Raw genomic sequence first — 14,991 nt, 5'->3', positions numbered from 1 at the left:
ACTTCTACTGGATAGCTAACTCTCGTTGCCAACGTAAAAACACCTCCAAGGTTATCTCCATATCTTACGACATGGCTTGATTCTCTTGAAGGTGTTTTGATTTGTCTCACGTTATGGGGTCAGTTCCATAATAATTAATGGTCTTATAGGAGCTTTATCCTAATATGAGTTGAACAGTGAGGACTCAAATTCTAATCATGACTTTTAGGACAAAATCAGATATGGATGCTTCCAGAAAATCCATCCACATCGTCTTCAGGTTGTTGATCAGAGCTGACGTTGTGCTCCTCCATCGTATTAGTGTACGTTTGAGAGGAGCCATTTTTATACGCTTCGCTCCAGTCTTCGTTGATCGTGTGTGCCGGGATAATCCAATCTTCCGGGCTATAACCTGGATGTTGTACACCTATATTTCCTTGCAAACCGGGATATTGATCCGGTTTAGAGAAAAGAGTCCCTACCTCAATCATGCTTCCTTCATAGGCTTGGCAAATTTCCAATGCAGACAGCACATCCTGGTTCTCAATATGAACACTGAGACCTGTGTCACCATTTGTGCTGGCGGAGTATCCAATTTCCTTTAATGTTTCACAGGCTTGGGCGGCTTGCTGCGGATCACGAAATTGAAAACGGAAAGAACCTGTATCCATGTGTTTCATCTCCTCTGAAGTAACTTATTTGGTTAATTGGGGTTCATCAAACTAGGTATGTTATTTTTAATATAACCAACCGGAACAGTATTTTTACATTCAAAACCTTTATTTTTCAAAAATTTACTTTAAAGCTTTGAAATTAAATAGTTAAAAAAGCAGCTACTGTGACAAATCGCATGTTTTCGCTACGTAAATCCCTTTATGCTAGTAACAAGGGTATGGTTGCCCGGTCATCCGAGCCGAGCGGTCAAAGGATGCCCAAATCCATACATAAAGGCGGAATGAAGATGATAGATTACCGAACATTGGTGACACAGCAATCCATGCATTTGTATAGCGTGTTTGCCAAGTCATTCAAAAGTGTAAACGAACATGCGGTTGCTGGCATCAAAACGGTGGGCTTTAACCCAACGGCCTTCGCCGTGATGGAAGTTTTATATCACAAAGGCGCGCAGCCAATCCAACAAATTGGAGCAAAGCTGCTTCTGCAAAGCGGAAATGTCACTTATGTTATCGACAAACTGGAAAGCCGCGGTTATTTGCACCGTCACCCGTGCGACCAAGATCGTCGGATTATATATGCAGAATTGACGGACGAAGGACAACGTGTCATGGACGAAATTTATCCTGATTATACACGTCAGATTGAACGTGCCTTTAGCGGAATTAGTGAAACCGAAAGAGATCAACTCATCGGCTTGCTCAAAAAATTGGGCCGTAGCGCTGATAACTTGTCACCTTATCACAAATAGAATGAATAGTAATTTTAGCAACTAATCGTTTGTGAATAAACGAACAATCTTATAGCTGTGCTAAAACGAAAATTTAGATTTACACAGAAAAGTCCACCCTAATATTCATGGGTGGACTTTTTATATACCTGGATAGAGCGAAATATGCCTAAGCTTACGAACAGCATAAGTACCTGCTATCGGCTAAAATGCTTGATCACTACATTGTTAAACACTGCCGGACCGCCATCGGAAAAAAGAGTAATTTTCTGATCCTCTAATCGTGGGAATATTAAAGAGGAATAAGCTACTTCTCCACCATCTACAAACACTTCAATGCTGGTTTTATCGACGAGAATGTTCAGGTGGACCTTTTTCTTATTAGCATCAAAAGGCGCCTTGCTCTCCACATATTTTCCACTCTGATCCGGCTGCCCGGTGTTGGCTCTATTTACGTAGGAGTATTGACCGTCCACTGAGACACCCACATCGACATGACGCTTGCCATCCGTCGACTCTCGAAGCCTCAATCCTACATTTTTAATCGTAGACCAAGATACATCCGCCTCTAACTGATAGGCATCGCCTGAAACCGGAAGCCGGTGAGCACCCTCTACTTTAATTGTTCCTAATGATTTTTTGGATGTTTGGAATCGCTCCAAATTGGGTACCGGCTGTGAAACCAAACGATATCCAACATCTTCCGTATGTTTCAGCCGAATTTGGCGAACAATCGAATCCATTCCATTAAAGCCTTCCTTTAGGGTAGGCGTGTTATTGGCATAATCCCAATTATTCATCCAGGCCAGAGCATAACGGTTACTATATTTATCTTTGCCTTTTCCTTCCTCGAACGTAACTGCACCATACCAGTCAAACCCATAATCCAGCCACTCAGGTTCACTGTGATTAGGGAGAAATGCTTCTCCATTAAAATCTCCCGTCCAGTAGGCATACGTGTTGGGTCCGCCTGTTGATTTGCTATTGGCGCTCACACCCAGAACCCATTGATAGGTTCCATTATCCGCACGCATCCGGTAAAGGTCAGGACATTCCACAAGCCCAATATTTTCTGTTTGAAAGCCGCTCGTATACCGCCAATTCTTTAAATTATCAGACTCATAAAAGCCAATCTTCGTTCCCTCTGCCATGACCATCACCCATTGATTACGTTGAGGATCTCGGATGATTTTGGGATCTCTGAAGTCCTTTGTACCGGGGTTGGACATCACAGGCTTGTTGCGGTAAGAAGTAAACGTCTTACCTTTGTCCTTACTGTACCACAAAAATTGTTCCTGCTTTCCGCCATCTGCGGAGGGCTGTGTCACAATGGCTACCAGCGTGCCTTTTCCAAAACCTGCGGTATTATTATCATCGATCACGACCGAACCGGACCAAGGATCTCCATTCGGGTTCGTATATTTGGGAATCGCCACCCCTTCATCTTTCCAATGAACCAGATCGGTGGATGTGGCATGTCGCCATTCTGTACCGTTCTTTTTGGGATAATCACGATTATATAAATAGTAATAATGGTATTTTCCATCAAAATAAATGGGCCGTTGCGGATCATTCTTCCACTTATCCGGAACGGTAAAATGATAGGCTGACCGGTAGGTCGGTGTTGTTTGCTTACTTTGATTCGCTTGATTTTTTGGAGTTGCAGCAGATTTTGGGGGTTCGGCTGTATCCTGTTGGTACATACTCCAACCCATAGCTATAAATATAGTTAAGCCTGTGATGATTACAACGGATCGTATCCAAATATTCTTGGGAGCTTTTTTTCTCATTATGACGATCCTCCTTACCTCTCATTGCATCGTTATGTATCGTCCGATGGACGACAGATCGGGTTGCTACCAAGCTGCCGCCTTCGGACATACTGCTTATACCTACTTATTTCTTGCCATACTCATTTTGGGGTTCTTTTTTGTCCTTTTCTGGATCAATCGTGATTTGCCCTTGTTCCAGAATACCGTTTTTCACAACAGAGGTTTTCGAACCTTTAATATTCAGCAGGAAGCTTGGCGCGAAAGTAGATTTGTGATCCGGGAAAAGCCCTCGATTGGTCATATAACTCGACACAACTACGTTATTACCTTTGCCTTGCGGGATAGCAAAATGGGCATACGTCCAGGTAATATCATCACGATCCAGATCCTGATGAAGAACGAGACCGGTTCCATTCAACGGTTTATAAGGCCCTGTCAAGGAAGTAGAAACATAACCCAGCATGTAAATATCATCGTCACCGATCGCATCTACAGTCACCTTGGAACCTCTTGTACTCGTAAATAAATACCACAAACCGTTCATTTTAAACACATTCGCCCGTTCAATTTCATCTGTTACCAGATTGGATGCAATCAAAGGAGGCATTACATTTTTCAACGTATAATCATCATTCAATTCAACGATACCCAGTGCGCCGTTCGCCAGCTCAGCTCCCTTTTTCTTAGGACTTTGCAGCAGGTTTTGTTGCTCTTCCGTGAAGAATTTCTTATTGCCGCCATAATAAGCTGGGTTTTGAATCGAATCTTCGCCCTGATAGCCTGTTTCTGTCCCTGTGTTGGCTTCAAATATAATATATTTGTGGCCTTGATCCTCGACATAGTGAGGGTCTCTAAAGGTATGATTATCCATATCCACTCCGACGCTTTGCTGTACATTTTGATAGATTTTCCCATCTCCACCGTCATAGATCGATTTCAAATCCTCGACTCCATCTACTTTCAGTGTCTTATCATCAGGCTGAGAGACATTAATTTGAGCCGTGCTCAAGGTTTGCTTGCCGTATAATTTGTTATTCGGATCATACGGCTGTCTGCTGGTATAGAATAAACGTACTTGTCCATCAGAGGTTAAGGTAGCTGAACCTGACCATTCTTCTGACTGATTTTTTAGAATCGGATCGTTGGCAAGCAGTTTATCATTGTCTTTAAATACTCTGCCAGCGTTTTTCCAGCCGCTCAGTGAAGTATTGCCCGCTTTTTGATAGAACAGGTATATGAATGTATCCTCGCCTCTTTTAGGATCGCCTGCCAGTCCAAAAACGATATTGTACCCCTTGTAATTGGCTACTGTGCCATCAGCATTTTGTAACGGCCAAGAGTCCCAGACATCGAAATCAATCAGCTTGCCTGAGCTGTCGCGACCCATAGCAGAAGGAATATTCTTAATTGTAGACGCATCGAAGGACGGAACCTCATATTTCTCTTTGCCTTGCTGTTTGAAAATATTCAGCATGTCATTACGCGTAATTTGCGTAAAAGCATTGTCATTTTTGAGATCAGATGCATCATTTTCCTCAGCAAAAGCCTGAACGCCGCCTCCTAACAGCAAGGTAGTTGCTACTGTTGCAGTGGCTGCTTTACTGAACCATTTGTTAAACTTCAAGTACTCCATCTCCCTTAATCTAATTATGCTTCTAGATTTGAAACCCAACTTTTTGGTTGGTAGGGCCATTTTATATGGTATGTCAAACGATTGATATAGACTGAAAAGCCCTATTATGTGAGGTAAGAAAACAGGTTCCTCTATGAATTTCATCCTCATATTTTCCTAGTAATTTTCTGAAAATTCCTTTTTTTTCATTCCTATTACATTTAGAAATATTTGCTACTTGATTTTTTTCCGTGCCCCATTTTGCTAGGTTGGTTGCTTCATTTACATGCAAAATCGTTCTAAAATAAATCATACAAAGCCCGATTTGTAAGCGGGTTCATAAAAATGGTTCCTTAGTACCCTACAGCTCAATTCAGAAACACATTTTTTGTTACAATTTCTTAAGACTTTTTTACCATTTTGTTACCTATACTCTATGAATATATAGCAACTCTAGGGGGTTTTTATCTCCTTTTTGTATACTTGGGAATTTATCGGTCCTATACGAGGTGGCTATTTTGCTGAATCAGTAGGAGGAGAGACCATTGCATAAAGAGACAGCCCGGACCCTTATTTGGTGTACCGGACTGTCTCTTTATCCTGAAAGATGTATATTATTTTTTATGCGTGTTCTCTTTGTGGTGTCTTTACGCGCTGATCTGCCTCTTCTTCCGTACCCGGCGGACGGTTCCGCAATCCGAGGACGACAAACCAGCTAATAACTGCAATAACGACCATGATAACGAACAGGGAATGCAGACTGTTTTCCAGTACAGAACGAAGTAATCCGGCAACCTTGTCACTTAGAGTTTGTGAAGCATGCGGGGCCAGCAGACCATTAATATCCTCCTGCGTAATCCCTTGCTGAGTTAGCTGTCCATCGGCTGTCTGGGCTGCGATGCGATAGTTCAGCCATGAACCGAAGGCTGCAACCCCAATCGTTTGCCCCAACGTGCGCAGGAATGTATTCAAAGCTGTAGAGGCGCCACGCAGCTGGAACCCGACCGAGGACTGGGCAATAATCGTGAACACAGTTATCGAGAAGCCGAATCCCAGTCCATACAATAATGTAGACAGGAACAGCAGCCAGATCGGAGCCGTTTGGCCCATCAAGGTCATGACGAAGGCACCCAATACAATCAGGGTCAGCCCGATCAAAGAGGTTCGACGCGAGCCCAGCGTCAGCAAAATGCGTCCTCCGATCATGGAGCCAAATAGCCAACCTACGGACATTGGAGCCAATGCGAGACCAGATGAAGCGGCATCTCCACCGTGTATACCTTGAATCCATAGTGGAAGATAGCTAGTCAGTCCGATCAATAGAGTGCTGACTAACAGGGCTGCGGCACAGGAAAAAGCAATATCCCGTATCCGAAATAGCTTTAGTGGCACCATCGGTTCCTGAGCGCGTTTTTCAATAACCAAAAACAGAATCAGGAACAAAATGGCTACGGCAGCCAAGGCCAGCAATTCAGGAGAAGCCCAGCCGATATACTGCCCACCCAGTGCCAATACGAGCAAGAGAGCCGTCATCCCGATGGTAAAGGTAACCGCACCTGGCACGTCAATACGTGCGGTACGCTTGCTTACCTGTTCACGCAAGTAACGGGCGATGAAGAACATAGCCAGCAATCCAAAGGGGACGTTAAAGCCGAAAATCCACTCCCAGCCAAAATAGGTAACCACATAACCGCCCAAGAGAGGCCCAATCAGGGAAGAAATTCCCCATACGGAGCTGACCATGCCTTGGACTTTGCCGCGTTCCTCCATTTTGTATATATCACCGATGATGGTAAAGGTAACGGGGATGACACCACCCGCACCAATCCCTTGTATAGCCCGGTAGATAATAAGCTGCTCCATACTACCAGCCATCATACAAAGCAACGAGCCAAGTACAAACAACGAACAGCCGATTAAAAAAATGGGTTTTCGGCCAAACAAATCGCTAAGCTTGCCGAAAATGGGCGTGGTCACAGCCATCGTCAGCAAATATGCCGTGAAAATCCAACTGAGCAAACTCACGCTACCCAGCTCGCTAACAATCGTCGGTCCCGCTGGACCGATAACCGTTCCTTCAATTGCGGCCAGAAAAGTGGCCAATAGAACACCTGTCAGCACGAGTCCGCGCTTCATGGGTTTATCGTTTCCCAAGCAAATCACAAATCCTTCCCTTATAAAAACTGTGTTGTATCTGTGCGGTTTGCCTTTCCAGAATGGATTATTACCCGCACCGCATAATCGTAAACAGGCGGCCTATATAGGCCGCCTGTTTTGTACGATGTATATATATTATTGTCTACATATCCTTAATTTTTGTCAACTGTAATCGTATGTTAACTCCCGCTATCTTCCGTTTTATAGAGATACCCCTCTTCCATACGAAGAACATGGCTGGCAAAGCGTTCAGCAATCTGCAAATCGTGGGTAATGATCAGAAAAGCCGCGCCTTCAGCAGACTGCTCTGTGCACATACGGAGCAGGATGTTTGCCCCTTCGTAATCCGTTCCCGCAGTTGGCTCATCCAAAATGTAAAGCTTTTTGGGTAGGATAAACTGTGCCGCAACGCTCAAAAGCCTTTTTTCGCCTCCACTTAACAGGTATGGCGAAACCTCTAGCCTGTGGCCCAGCCTGGCGGCTGCCAGTAAGCGCTGCGCCCGTTCCACATATGCGACGGGAACCGGCTCCCCGGTCCGTAAACCAAGCTTGGCGCGCACGCTGTACAAGCATTCCTCCCACACCGTTGCAGCTGCAAACTGATGCTCTGGTTGCTGGAATACATAACCAATCCCGGCAGCCAGTCGGTGAATGGGTAGCTTCGCCATATCCTGGCCCTCCCACCACATGCATCCCTTCGGTGCTGGGAGTAGACCCATGAGCAGCTTGCCGAGCGTGGTTTTACCCGAGCCGTTCTCACCCAGCAGCACGGCTCGTTCGCCAGGCGCAAGGGCAAGACTCACGCCCTTGAGCGCCGGGCGCTGGTTACCGGGGTAGGTGAAGGGCAATCCCTTCACCTCCAGCAACGGCTGCCCAGTGCGGTCCGCTGCTGAGCCGGGATTCCCCCCCGGCTCACGCGGCATGTCCCCCCTCCCTGCGGGAGAGGGGAGCAGCCCCAAGGCGGCCAGCTGCGCACCATGTTCGCGCAGCAGCGTTTCGGGCGGACCCTGCAGCTGCACGGTCCCGCCCTTCAAGACGATGACGCGCTGTGCTGCCCGCGCGCCATCGTCTATGCGGCCGGACGCGGTAACCACCGTCCGGCCTTCGGCATGGAGCCGCCGACATAGCAGGGCAAAGTCGCGTACAGCCGGCGGGTCCAACTGCGCAGCTGCGTCGTCGAACACGACCAGCGGCGCTTCCAACGCCAGTACCGCTGCAATCGCGGTGCGTTGGCGCTGTCCTCCCGAGAGGCGCCGCACGAAGGAGTCGCGCTCAGGAGCTAGGCCGACGGCCTCCAGCGCAGCAGCAATGCGCTGCGCTATTTCTGCCGGAGGCACGCGCAGGTTCTCCGGCCCAAAAGCAATCTCGTCTTCGACGATTCCCTGCACCAGCTGGGCATCCGGGTCCTGAAGCACGACGCCGACAGTGGTGGCGACAGTAGCCAAATCAGCGGTACCGGGGTCCATCCCGTACACGGTCAGCTCCCCCGTCCGTTCGCCTTCACCGGAACGGGACAACCCGCCATGAAGTAGCTGACATAGCGTAGACTTTCCACTTCCGCTGGCTCCGACAATGGCTACATGCTCGCCCACCGCAATGTCCAGTGTCAGACCATGTAAAGCTGGCTCCACCTGGTCATCATACCGATAGCCAAAATTCTTCAAGGATACGGCTATTTTACTGCTAGAGTTATAATCGCTATGTTCATTCATAACTGAAATATCCTCGATCCCCATCGTTGAAGATATAACCACATGTATAGCCACGGCTATGCACGTGAAGCGTGTCCCAGTTTAAAACGTTTTAACAGTCCCGTACGATTTAAAGCATCACCCAACACTTTCGTCAGCAGACCGCACAGGACAATGCCGCTCAGGATACGAACGACCAGTGCAATCGTCAGCACCTTCCAGCCCCAATGCATATAGCCAAACATATTGGCTGCGACAATAAACCACAGCGGAACCATAGCCCCACCCACTAGCATCAGCGAAACTGCGTTCCAGCGTCGATACCGCAACAAGGCAAATACCAACTCAGCCGCAATCATATAGCAGACAGCCGCCGCGATAATAGAAGCAATTCCATAGGCAGAGCCCATAAAGGATTGCACCACCGCGCCAAATGCATAAGCAATAACCGCCGTACCCGGCTTACGAATAATATAATAAGCCAATAAGCCGTATATCATGTACAGCCCGACAATAGCGGAAGTTGCGATAGGCCCTCCCAGACTGTTTAATGTTTTGTTAATGAGCGACAAATACACAGTCATGACGCCGTTCAACGTGGCCAGCATCGCCATGAGTACGATATCCAGCGTTGTAAACTTTGCAAACATACGAGATTCCTTCATATGTATTTCTTGCTCCTCTCCCTATCTAATCTATAAGATTACAGCTCTGATCCTTGTACAAGCTGCTACTGTATAAATGTATTCATCTGCGGCCTTATTGTCAACCCAATTATATTTAATAGGTTGACAATAAGGCCAAAAATAAGAGACTTCACTTTATAAGCTCCACCATAAAACAGCTGTAGCTAATACAGCAGTCACCGCACATAAGTTGCCTAAACGCCCATTGTTCAGTGTACGAAGATATGTCCGTTCTGCATAAGCACCGAAACCTTTGCCCTCCATAGCCAGCGCCGTCTGCTGAACCCGTCTTACAGCATTCACCAACACGGCAGCCGCATACCCGCTCCACCATGATAACCGATTGCTCCACCCTCGTGGTGGTTCCTGTCCACGAACACGCCGTGCTGCCATAATTGTCCTCCCTTCTTCTTCCAATAAGGGGAGAAACGTCAGTGCCACCGAAATACCGAACGCAAACCGATAAGGAACACGCAAGCGCAGATTCAATGCCTGCACAAAATCTCGGGGATCGGTCGTCGAGAGATAGATATAAGATGCCAAAAACAACACAAAAATCCGCAACGTTAACGCCCCTGCGATGTCCAGCCCCTCTGCTGTAATGACAATGGGTCCCCATGCAGCCACGGTATGTCCTTCTCGAATCGCTAGGATAGACAATATAAAATACGGAATACCTAAACCAATCAGGAACGACATAGCCCGAAGTTGGCGTGCTAATGGCAAACGTGCGCCCAAGCCAGCCACAGCAATCAGTACAGCCAAGAGTGCTGCTTCCCGCAGCGTCGAATCCCAAGCCATCGACAGGAGGCTAAAGCATCCCACCCATATTAGCTTACTTAACGGCCCTAACCTGTGCAGCGGCGACGAACCGCCGTTATACTGAAACAGCATTTCGTTGTGCCTCCAGTCTGAGCCATTCTTCATGCAATAAAGAATACATTAGCATATCCTTAAAACCTGTAGATGTATGCTGTACCTGCCGCAACAGTCCTTCCTGTGTCCAGGACATCGAGGACAGCAGGGCTTGCGAGCCTGTATTGCGCGGGTCCACCAGCGCTTCGATCCGATTCAACCGAATCGTGTTATACCCGAATGACAGCACCAAGTGTAGCGCCTCGGTCATGTAACCCTGCCGCCAATAAGGCTTGGCTATTTCATAACCAATCTCGGCTTTATAAGCTCCCTCCGTCTGCCAATAATTAAAACCACAGCTTCCAATCAACTTCCCGTTTTCCTTCAGCTCTATTCCCCAGCGCAGCGCATCCTCCGTCTTCGCCAACTCATTCAACAGCTCAATCATATCCTCTGCGTCCTCACGTCCAGACATACCTGAAAGGTTCATATAACGGTGAACCTCCGGGTCAGACCAGCAAGCGAACATTGTAGCCGCATCCCCGCTTTCCATCCTTCGCAGCCGAAGACGCGCACTTTCAAGCAGTGGTATATGCCCCTCACATGCATATGCACACATGTTCAATCATCCTTCCAGCATTAAAATGACATAAATATACGCTACATTTAAGCATACACCTTCAACAAACACAACCTTATTTAAAGCTGCGAAGCTTATATATATAAATAGCCCTCCTATTCCTAGGATGAGGAATTAGAAGGGCATCTTCTATATTATAAGAGATTAAACTGTGGTGCGAGTCGGTTTCTTCACAACATCCTTGTACAGTACGCCCAGCATCGACTGAATTTCCTGTAATTCATCGATCCCTGCGCCGGTAATGCTGAACATATCATCATGCGGTGTCAGAAAGTTTTCCTGCGTCAGGTTTTCAAGCTCCTGCTTGACCTCACGTTCTCCTACACGGTAACCGCGCTCTTCCAACACAGGTTGAATATCTCTTACCGTGAGATCGTTCTGATGTGCATAAGAAAGCATCTGTATACGGATAAACAAGTTCTGAACATCTGCATGCATAATTGTAACTCCTCCCTGGCCTAGGCCACCATGTTACACTGTTTTTACCCATAGAGGATAAGCTGGAAACAGATGAGGGCAACCCTCGCTGAATTGCTTTCTATATTGTTTGCCCTGCTAAAACGTATAGCTTTCCCCCTTCCCAAAATGATTCTGTACAGAGGGTAGAGTACGGAGTGTACGAAAAGGTTACAGAGTGATTTTCCACTTGACTGAATATATACAATCGTTATATCTTGAATTAATTAACCAATGGTAAAAGCGAATTGGATAATTACCTATTTTTTAAGATATATACAACACTTAATGTAAAAATTTAATGTTAGGAGCGTGAACCCTACATGTTTCAAGCTATTCCTTACGAAGGCACACGTCATGAACAATTCGAATCGGTTCTCGGACAACTCCGGGCACTTATTCATGATGAATCCAATACCATTGCCAATCTGGCAAATGCATCAGCATTACTTGGTCATTTCCTTCCTGATATTAATTGGAGCGGTTTCTATCTTTATGACGGCAATGAGCTTGTACTTGGTCCTTTCCAGGGCTTACCTGCATGTATACGGATTCCATTAGGACGTGGCGTATGCGGTACCGCAGCCGCAGAACAACGGACGCTTGTTATAGATGATGTACATGCGTTTCCAGGACATATTGCCTGTGACGCTGCTTCCAATAGTGAAATCGTTATTCCCCTTGTCAAGAATGGGGAACTGATTGGAGTGCTGGACATTGACAGCCCACTAAAAGGCCGCTTTGATCACGAAGATCGTGTATTCCTAGAGGAATTTACGGCTATTCTGGTAGCCAGCCTATAACCAAAAATAGCGCATATATATCGTCTTCCTTCGCCACAATATAGGAGGGTCTGAAACCCAAAACTATCCGGCGAAGGAGATTGATGATTCATGTACAACAACATGGCTCCACAACAACAACTTCATCAATGTGAACAAATCATGCAACAATTGGTACAACAAACACAGCAAGGAACTGCGATGTATCAGCAGTTGCTGCAACAGGAACAACAAAATGCATCCAGTCTTGAAAGCCTGGTGCAACGTGAACGAAGCGCAGCTCAAATGATCCAAACTGCAATTCAGCATCACCAGCAGGCTATGCAGCAATACCAGCAAGTGATTCAACTGTGTAGTCAGTTGGAAAACTCCATCCGTTCCAGCAATCAAATGACTCAGCCTGGATTTGGCGATAGCTTTGCTTCCCGCAGTATGCAACCAACCTCCTTTAATACAGGAAGCCACATGAATAACAGCTTTCCGCAACATATGGGAACGACTGGACAACATTTCGCAAGCAGTGGCATGCAACATTACGGAAACAACAGTCAGCAAGGCATGAGAACAGCACAAAGCAGCATGTAAGCTACTTTTCACAAAAAAAGGGTGAACAGCAGGCCATCGGAATTGGCTTGTTGTTCACCCCTTTGTTAATTTAATTCCCGTTCGGCTAAAACCTTCATCCCGTCTCGCAAATACTCAGCCAGTCCGGGGCGATAGCCTTCATACATTTTATTGAAATCCTCATGCTCTACATACAAGTCTCCCAGCCCGCTATAAATTTCTGCTGTAGGGGTATAGAATCGGCTTACCCATTGAAGATGACGGCGGATTAGCGCCTGTACTTCTTCACTGTTATGCTTCAATCCTTTATTCATGGCTTCTGCCAGCCGCCGATGAATCTGGTCAGCCTCTGCCTGCGAATCCAAATAATCCTCTTTGCTCCAGTTCTTCGTCGCCGTCTTGCTCTCCTGAATTGTTTCCTGAGCCTCTTGACCATAACGGTCTGTCAAATCATGTTCATACATTTCCTGCTTTTCCGGATTAAAACCTTGGTACATGTGCTCTGGTTTCATTGCTTGTTCCCCTTTCAAATGAGCCACCGTTTCGTCGATGGTCTGTAGGAGAGTATGCAAGCGGAAGACTTTGGCCTCGACCTTGGCTCGATGCTCCTGCAAAACCTCGGCCTTTTGTTCCTTGGTTTGCTCCAGCACATTTCCAATTTCAGATAAAGGCAAATCCAGTTCCCTGTACATCATGATTTGCTGAAGCCTCAACAGTTGTTCCTGTTCGTAATAGCGATATCCATTATTTCCAATATGATGCGGTTTCAGCAATCCGATTTCATCATAATAATGCAATGTTCGTACGCTGATTCCCGACAGATTAGATACTTCCTTCACCGTATAAGCCATTCCGCTTCACCTCCCTTGCTTGACAGTCTACAGTCTCACGTGGCGTGAGAGTCAACGCCCCCACTCGCCCACCTTGGTACTACACTTTTACCCTGTAAGCGCGTTGTGAACCGCCCATTTGCCAACCATTTTCCATACTTATGACCTAGAATCTGCATCTTTAGAAATCTATGCAAAAAAGCCCTCCAGCACGTATTCTCAAATATGCCGGGGGCTCCATATATTCGATTTGACTTTACCACTATTTACAGATCATACGATACCTAAGAGAGGCTTTTCCCCATAACCACATGATCATAAAAAGCTATCTTTTGAATAATTTTCTCCAAATTGTGCTGCGTTTGTGCCACATGTTCCTCTACTTTCTTTTTGTGGGCTACAAGGAAGTCTCTTCTCTCTTGGATTGTGGCTTCTCCTTTTACATTTAGCTCAAGGTATGCCTTAATTTCTTCAATGGTCATCCCTGTATCTTTCATAGCCATAAGGAACCTAATCCAATCGATTTGTTTTTCGGTATATACCCTTCTTCCACCTCCATCCCGACCCACATCAGGTAATATGCCTTCTTTTTCATAGTAACGAAGAGTAGATGCGGGCAATCCGCTCTTCATTTGAGCTTCTTTAATGGAGTACATATTTATTCCCCTCCTCGTTCTTTTATTTTCTCTTCAAGTCAGCTTTAACGATAAGTATAAGTTTTCATAGTAAAGAGTGCAAAATTAAGATTCCTACTACCTGGCAGCAGCGAGGCAACCTTCTTATGACCCGTTAGTTCGGATAGAAAATAAAACGTGGGCATTTGTGCCTCATAACAAAAATCGTCTAGAATAATCTTTATGAATATATATCGGAAATTCTTTATAATCTCCTCAACACGTTTCTCTCCATAACAAAACATATTTTGGAAATTACTTGTATACTTTTCAACAGTTTACTAAATATATGCGATTGCTTCTCTAAGCCTATTCTTTTTTATCATAACTATTTAGTATTATAAGGATATAAAAAAAGGAGGTTATCATTTGAAAAGTACAGGTATGACACGTCCCCTAGATGCGTTAGGCCGCATCGTTATTCCCAAAGAAATGCGAATTTCCATGGATTATAATGTGGGTGATCCTGTTGAGATTTTTGCAGATGAGGAAACTGGTATTCTCGCCTTTCGAAAGTACACTGGGGTGACGTGTAAAATGTGTGGTTCAACAGAACAGTTAACTTATTTTAGAGACAGCTTTATTTGCGGGGAATGTATTGAAAGTTTAAAGAAGGGGATAAATTTCAGCCCTATCCTAAGACCAGCCAAATCATCTTTATCCAACTCACAACGATCTAATAAAGAGTCCAAACGTCTACGGCGATCGACACAACAGATGATCGAAAGTCTAAAAGAATTAATGCAAAAACACCCCAATGCAGCACAGCACGAATATGCCAAAATACTTGAGGTTTCCCAAGCCCGTATATCCCAGCTCAAAAAAATGCTCTAACTACAGCTTGATACCCTACATAGATATACACCAGAGATTTCATCATGTGCAGCT

The 14,991-nt window shown here is 45.7% G+C and carries 15 protein-coding genes; 4 read left to right on the top strand and 11 right to left on the bottom strand.

Annotation, left to right across the window (positions count from 1 at the left end; translation table 11 throughout):
• Positions 1-215: 215 nt before the first annotated feature.
• Positions 216-650 carry a hypothetical protein gene (locus WA407_RS18465; RefSeq protein WP_322162799.1) on the bottom strand — a complete coding sequence of 145 codons (435 nt, stop codon included), beginning with the start codon at positions 648-650 and terminating at the stop codon, positions 216-218.
• A 290-nt stretch (positions 651-940) separates the two neighbouring features.
• Between WA407_RS18465 and WA407_RS18460 the strand changes: the two genes are divergently transcribed.
• Positions 941-1,405: a MarR family winged helix-turn-helix transcriptional regulator gene (locus WA407_RS18460; protein ID WP_013369372.1), complete on the top strand. Its 465-nt coding sequence runs from the start codon at positions 941-943 to the stop codon at positions 1,403-1,405.
• Between the two features lie 176 nt (positions 1,406-1,581).
• Here the strand turns inward: WA407_RS18460 and WA407_RS18455 are convergent, their stop codons facing one another.
• The 8 genes from WA407_RS18455 to WA407_RS18420 form a co-directional block, all read right to left on the bottom strand.
• Entirely contained in the window at positions 1,582-3,174 is a 1,593-nt protein-coding gene (locus WA407_RS18455) for a glycoside hydrolase family 32 protein (protein ID WP_336077982.1), read from the bottom strand.
• Between the two features lie 106 nt (positions 3,175-3,280).
• Entirely contained in the window at positions 3,281-4,780 is a 1,500-nt protein-coding gene (locus tag WA407_RS18450) for a glycoside hydrolase family 68 protein (protein ID WP_336077981.1), read from the bottom strand.
• A gap of 609 nt (positions 4,781-5,389) precedes the next feature.
• Positions 5,390-6,904, bottom strand: coding sequence for an MDR family MFS transporter (locus WA407_RS18445; RefSeq protein WP_336077980.1), 1,515 nt, complete (start codon positions 6,902-6,904; stop codon positions 5,390-5,392).
• A gap of 200 nt (positions 6,905-7,104) precedes the next feature.
• Complete coding sequence (locus WA407_RS18440; protein WP_336077992.1) at positions 7,105-8,637, bottom strand: ABC transporter ATP-binding protein; 1,533 nt, start codon at positions 8,635-8,637, stop codon at positions 7,105-7,107.
• A gap of 56 nt (positions 8,638-8,693) precedes the next feature.
• The gene (locus WA407_RS18435) at positions 8,694-9,281 is read right to left on the bottom strand and encodes an ECF transporter S component (RefSeq protein ID WP_254329071.1); all 588 of its coding nucleotides are present in this window, start codon (positions 9,279-9,281) and stop codon (positions 8,694-8,696) included.
• A 156-nt stretch (positions 9,282-9,437) separates the two neighbouring features.
• Entirely contained in the window at positions 9,438-10,196 is a 759-nt protein-coding gene (locus WA407_RS18430) for an energy-coupling factor transporter transmembrane component T family protein (RefSeq protein ID WP_254329070.1), read from the bottom strand.
• Positions 10,180-10,776 (bottom strand): GNAT family N-acetyltransferase, encoded by a 597-nt coding sequence (locus WA407_RS18425; RefSeq protein WP_254329069.1) that lies wholly within the window; start codon positions 10,774-10,776, stop codon positions 10,180-10,182. Before WA407_RS18425 ends, WA407_RS18430 begins: the two co-directional genes overlap by 17 nt.
• 165 nt (positions 10,777-10,941) lie before the next feature.
• The gene (locus WA407_RS18420) at positions 10,942-11,235 is read right to left on the bottom strand and encodes a hypothetical protein (protein WP_061831300.1); all 294 of its coding nucleotides are present in this window, start codon (positions 11,233-11,235) and stop codon (positions 10,942-10,944) included.
• A 341-nt stretch (positions 11,236-11,576) separates the two neighbouring features.
• Here WA407_RS18420 and WA407_RS18415 point away from each other — a divergent pair, with 341 nt between their 5' ends.
• Together WA407_RS18415 and WA407_RS18410 are read left to right on the top strand one after the other, a co-directional pair.
• Positions 11,577-12,056 carry a GAF domain-containing protein gene (locus WA407_RS18415; protein WP_254329068.1) on the top strand — a complete coding sequence of 160 codons (480 nt, stop codon included), beginning with the start codon at positions 11,577-11,579 and terminating at the stop codon, positions 12,054-12,056.
• Positions 12,057-12,146: 90 nt separating this feature from the next.
• Entirely contained in the window at positions 12,147-12,620 is a 474-nt protein-coding gene (locus tag WA407_RS18410; RefSeq protein WP_235307207.1) for a hypothetical protein, read from the top strand.
• A 65-nt stretch (positions 12,621-12,685) separates the two neighbouring features.
• Here WA407_RS18410 and WA407_RS18405 read toward each other — a convergent pair whose 3' ends face one another.
• Entirely contained in the window at positions 12,686-13,450 is a 765-nt protein-coding gene (locus WA407_RS18405) for a MerR family transcriptional regulator (RefSeq protein WP_235307206.1), read from the bottom strand.
• A 263-nt stretch (positions 13,451-13,713) separates the two neighbouring features.
• The gene (locus tag WA407_RS18400; RefSeq protein WP_061831297.1) at positions 13,714-14,085 is read right to left on the bottom strand and encodes a MerR family transcriptional regulator; all 372 of its coding nucleotides are present in this window, start codon (positions 14,083-14,085) and stop codon (positions 13,714-13,716) included.
• Positions 14,086-14,472: 387 nt separating this feature from the next.
• Between WA407_RS18400 and WA407_RS18395 the strand changes: the two genes are divergently transcribed.
• On the top strand, positions 14,473-14,937 hold the full coding sequence (locus tag WA407_RS18395) for an AbrB/MazE/SpoVT family DNA-binding domain-containing protein (protein ID WP_235307205.1): 465 nt from the start codon (positions 14,473-14,475) through the stop codon (positions 14,935-14,937).
• The last annotated feature ends 54 nt before the right edge of the window (positions 14,938-14,991 follow it).

It is taken from the genome of Paenibacillus sp. 203, assembly GCF_037027525.1.
Classification (GTDB): Bacteria; Bacillota; Bacilli; order Paenibacillales; family Paenibacillaceae; genus Paenibacillus; species Paenibacillus polymyxa_B.
Note: the sequence above shows the minus strand (reverse complement) of the source record. Positions and strands in the feature narration are given on the sequence as shown.

Bases quoted from the DNA above. Each gene is read 5' to 3' on its own strand.
- WA407_RS18400 (WP_061831297.1), bottom strand. From the start codon at position 14,085: ATGTACTCCATTAAAGAAGCTCAAATGAAGAGCGGATTGCCCGCATCT.
- WA407_RS18440 (WP_336077992.1), bottom strand. From the start codon at position 8,637: ATGAATGAACATAGCGATTATAACTCTAGCAGTAAAATAGCCGTATCC.
- WA407_RS18445 (WP_336077980.1), bottom strand. From the start codon at position 6,904: ATGAAGCGCGGACTCGTGCTGACAGGTGTTCTATTGGCCACTTTTCTG.
- WA407_RS18405 (WP_235307206.1), bottom strand. From the start codon at position 13,450: ATGGCTTATACGGTGAAGGAAGTATCTAATCTGTCGGGAATCAGCGTA.
- WA407_RS18435 (WP_254329071.1), bottom strand. From the start codon at position 9,281: ATGAAGGAATCTCGTATGTTTGCAAAGTTTACAACGCTGGATATCGTA.
- WA407_RS18410 (WP_235307207.1), top strand. From the start codon at position 12,147: ATGTACAACAACATGGCTCCACAACAACAACTTCATCAATGTGAACAA.
- WA407_RS18420 (WP_061831300.1), bottom strand. From the start codon at position 11,235: ATGCATGCAGATGTTCAGAACTTGTTTATCCGTATACAGATGCTTTCT.
- WA407_RS18465 (WP_322162799.1), bottom strand. From the start codon at position 650: ATGGATACAGGTTCTTTCCGTTTTCAATTTCGTGATCCGCAGCAAGCC.
- WA407_RS18460 (WP_013369372.1), top strand. From the start codon at position 941: ATGATAGATTACCGAACATTGGTGACACAGCAATCCATGCATTTGTAT.
- WA407_RS18455 (WP_336077982.1), bottom strand. From the start codon at position 3,174: ATGAGAAAAAAAGCTCCCAAGAATATTTGGATACGATCCGTTGTAATC.
- WA407_RS18430 (WP_254329070.1), bottom strand. From the start codon at position 10,196: ATGCTGTTTCAGTATAACGGCGGTTCGTCGCCGCTGCACAGGTTAGGG.
- WA407_RS18415 (WP_254329068.1), top strand. From the start codon at position 11,577: ATGTTTCAAGCTATTCCTTACGAAGGCACACGTCATGAACAATTCGAA.
- WA407_RS18425 (WP_254329069.1), bottom strand. From the start codon at position 10,776: ATGTGTGCATATGCATGTGAGGGGCATATACCACTGCTTGAAAGTGCG.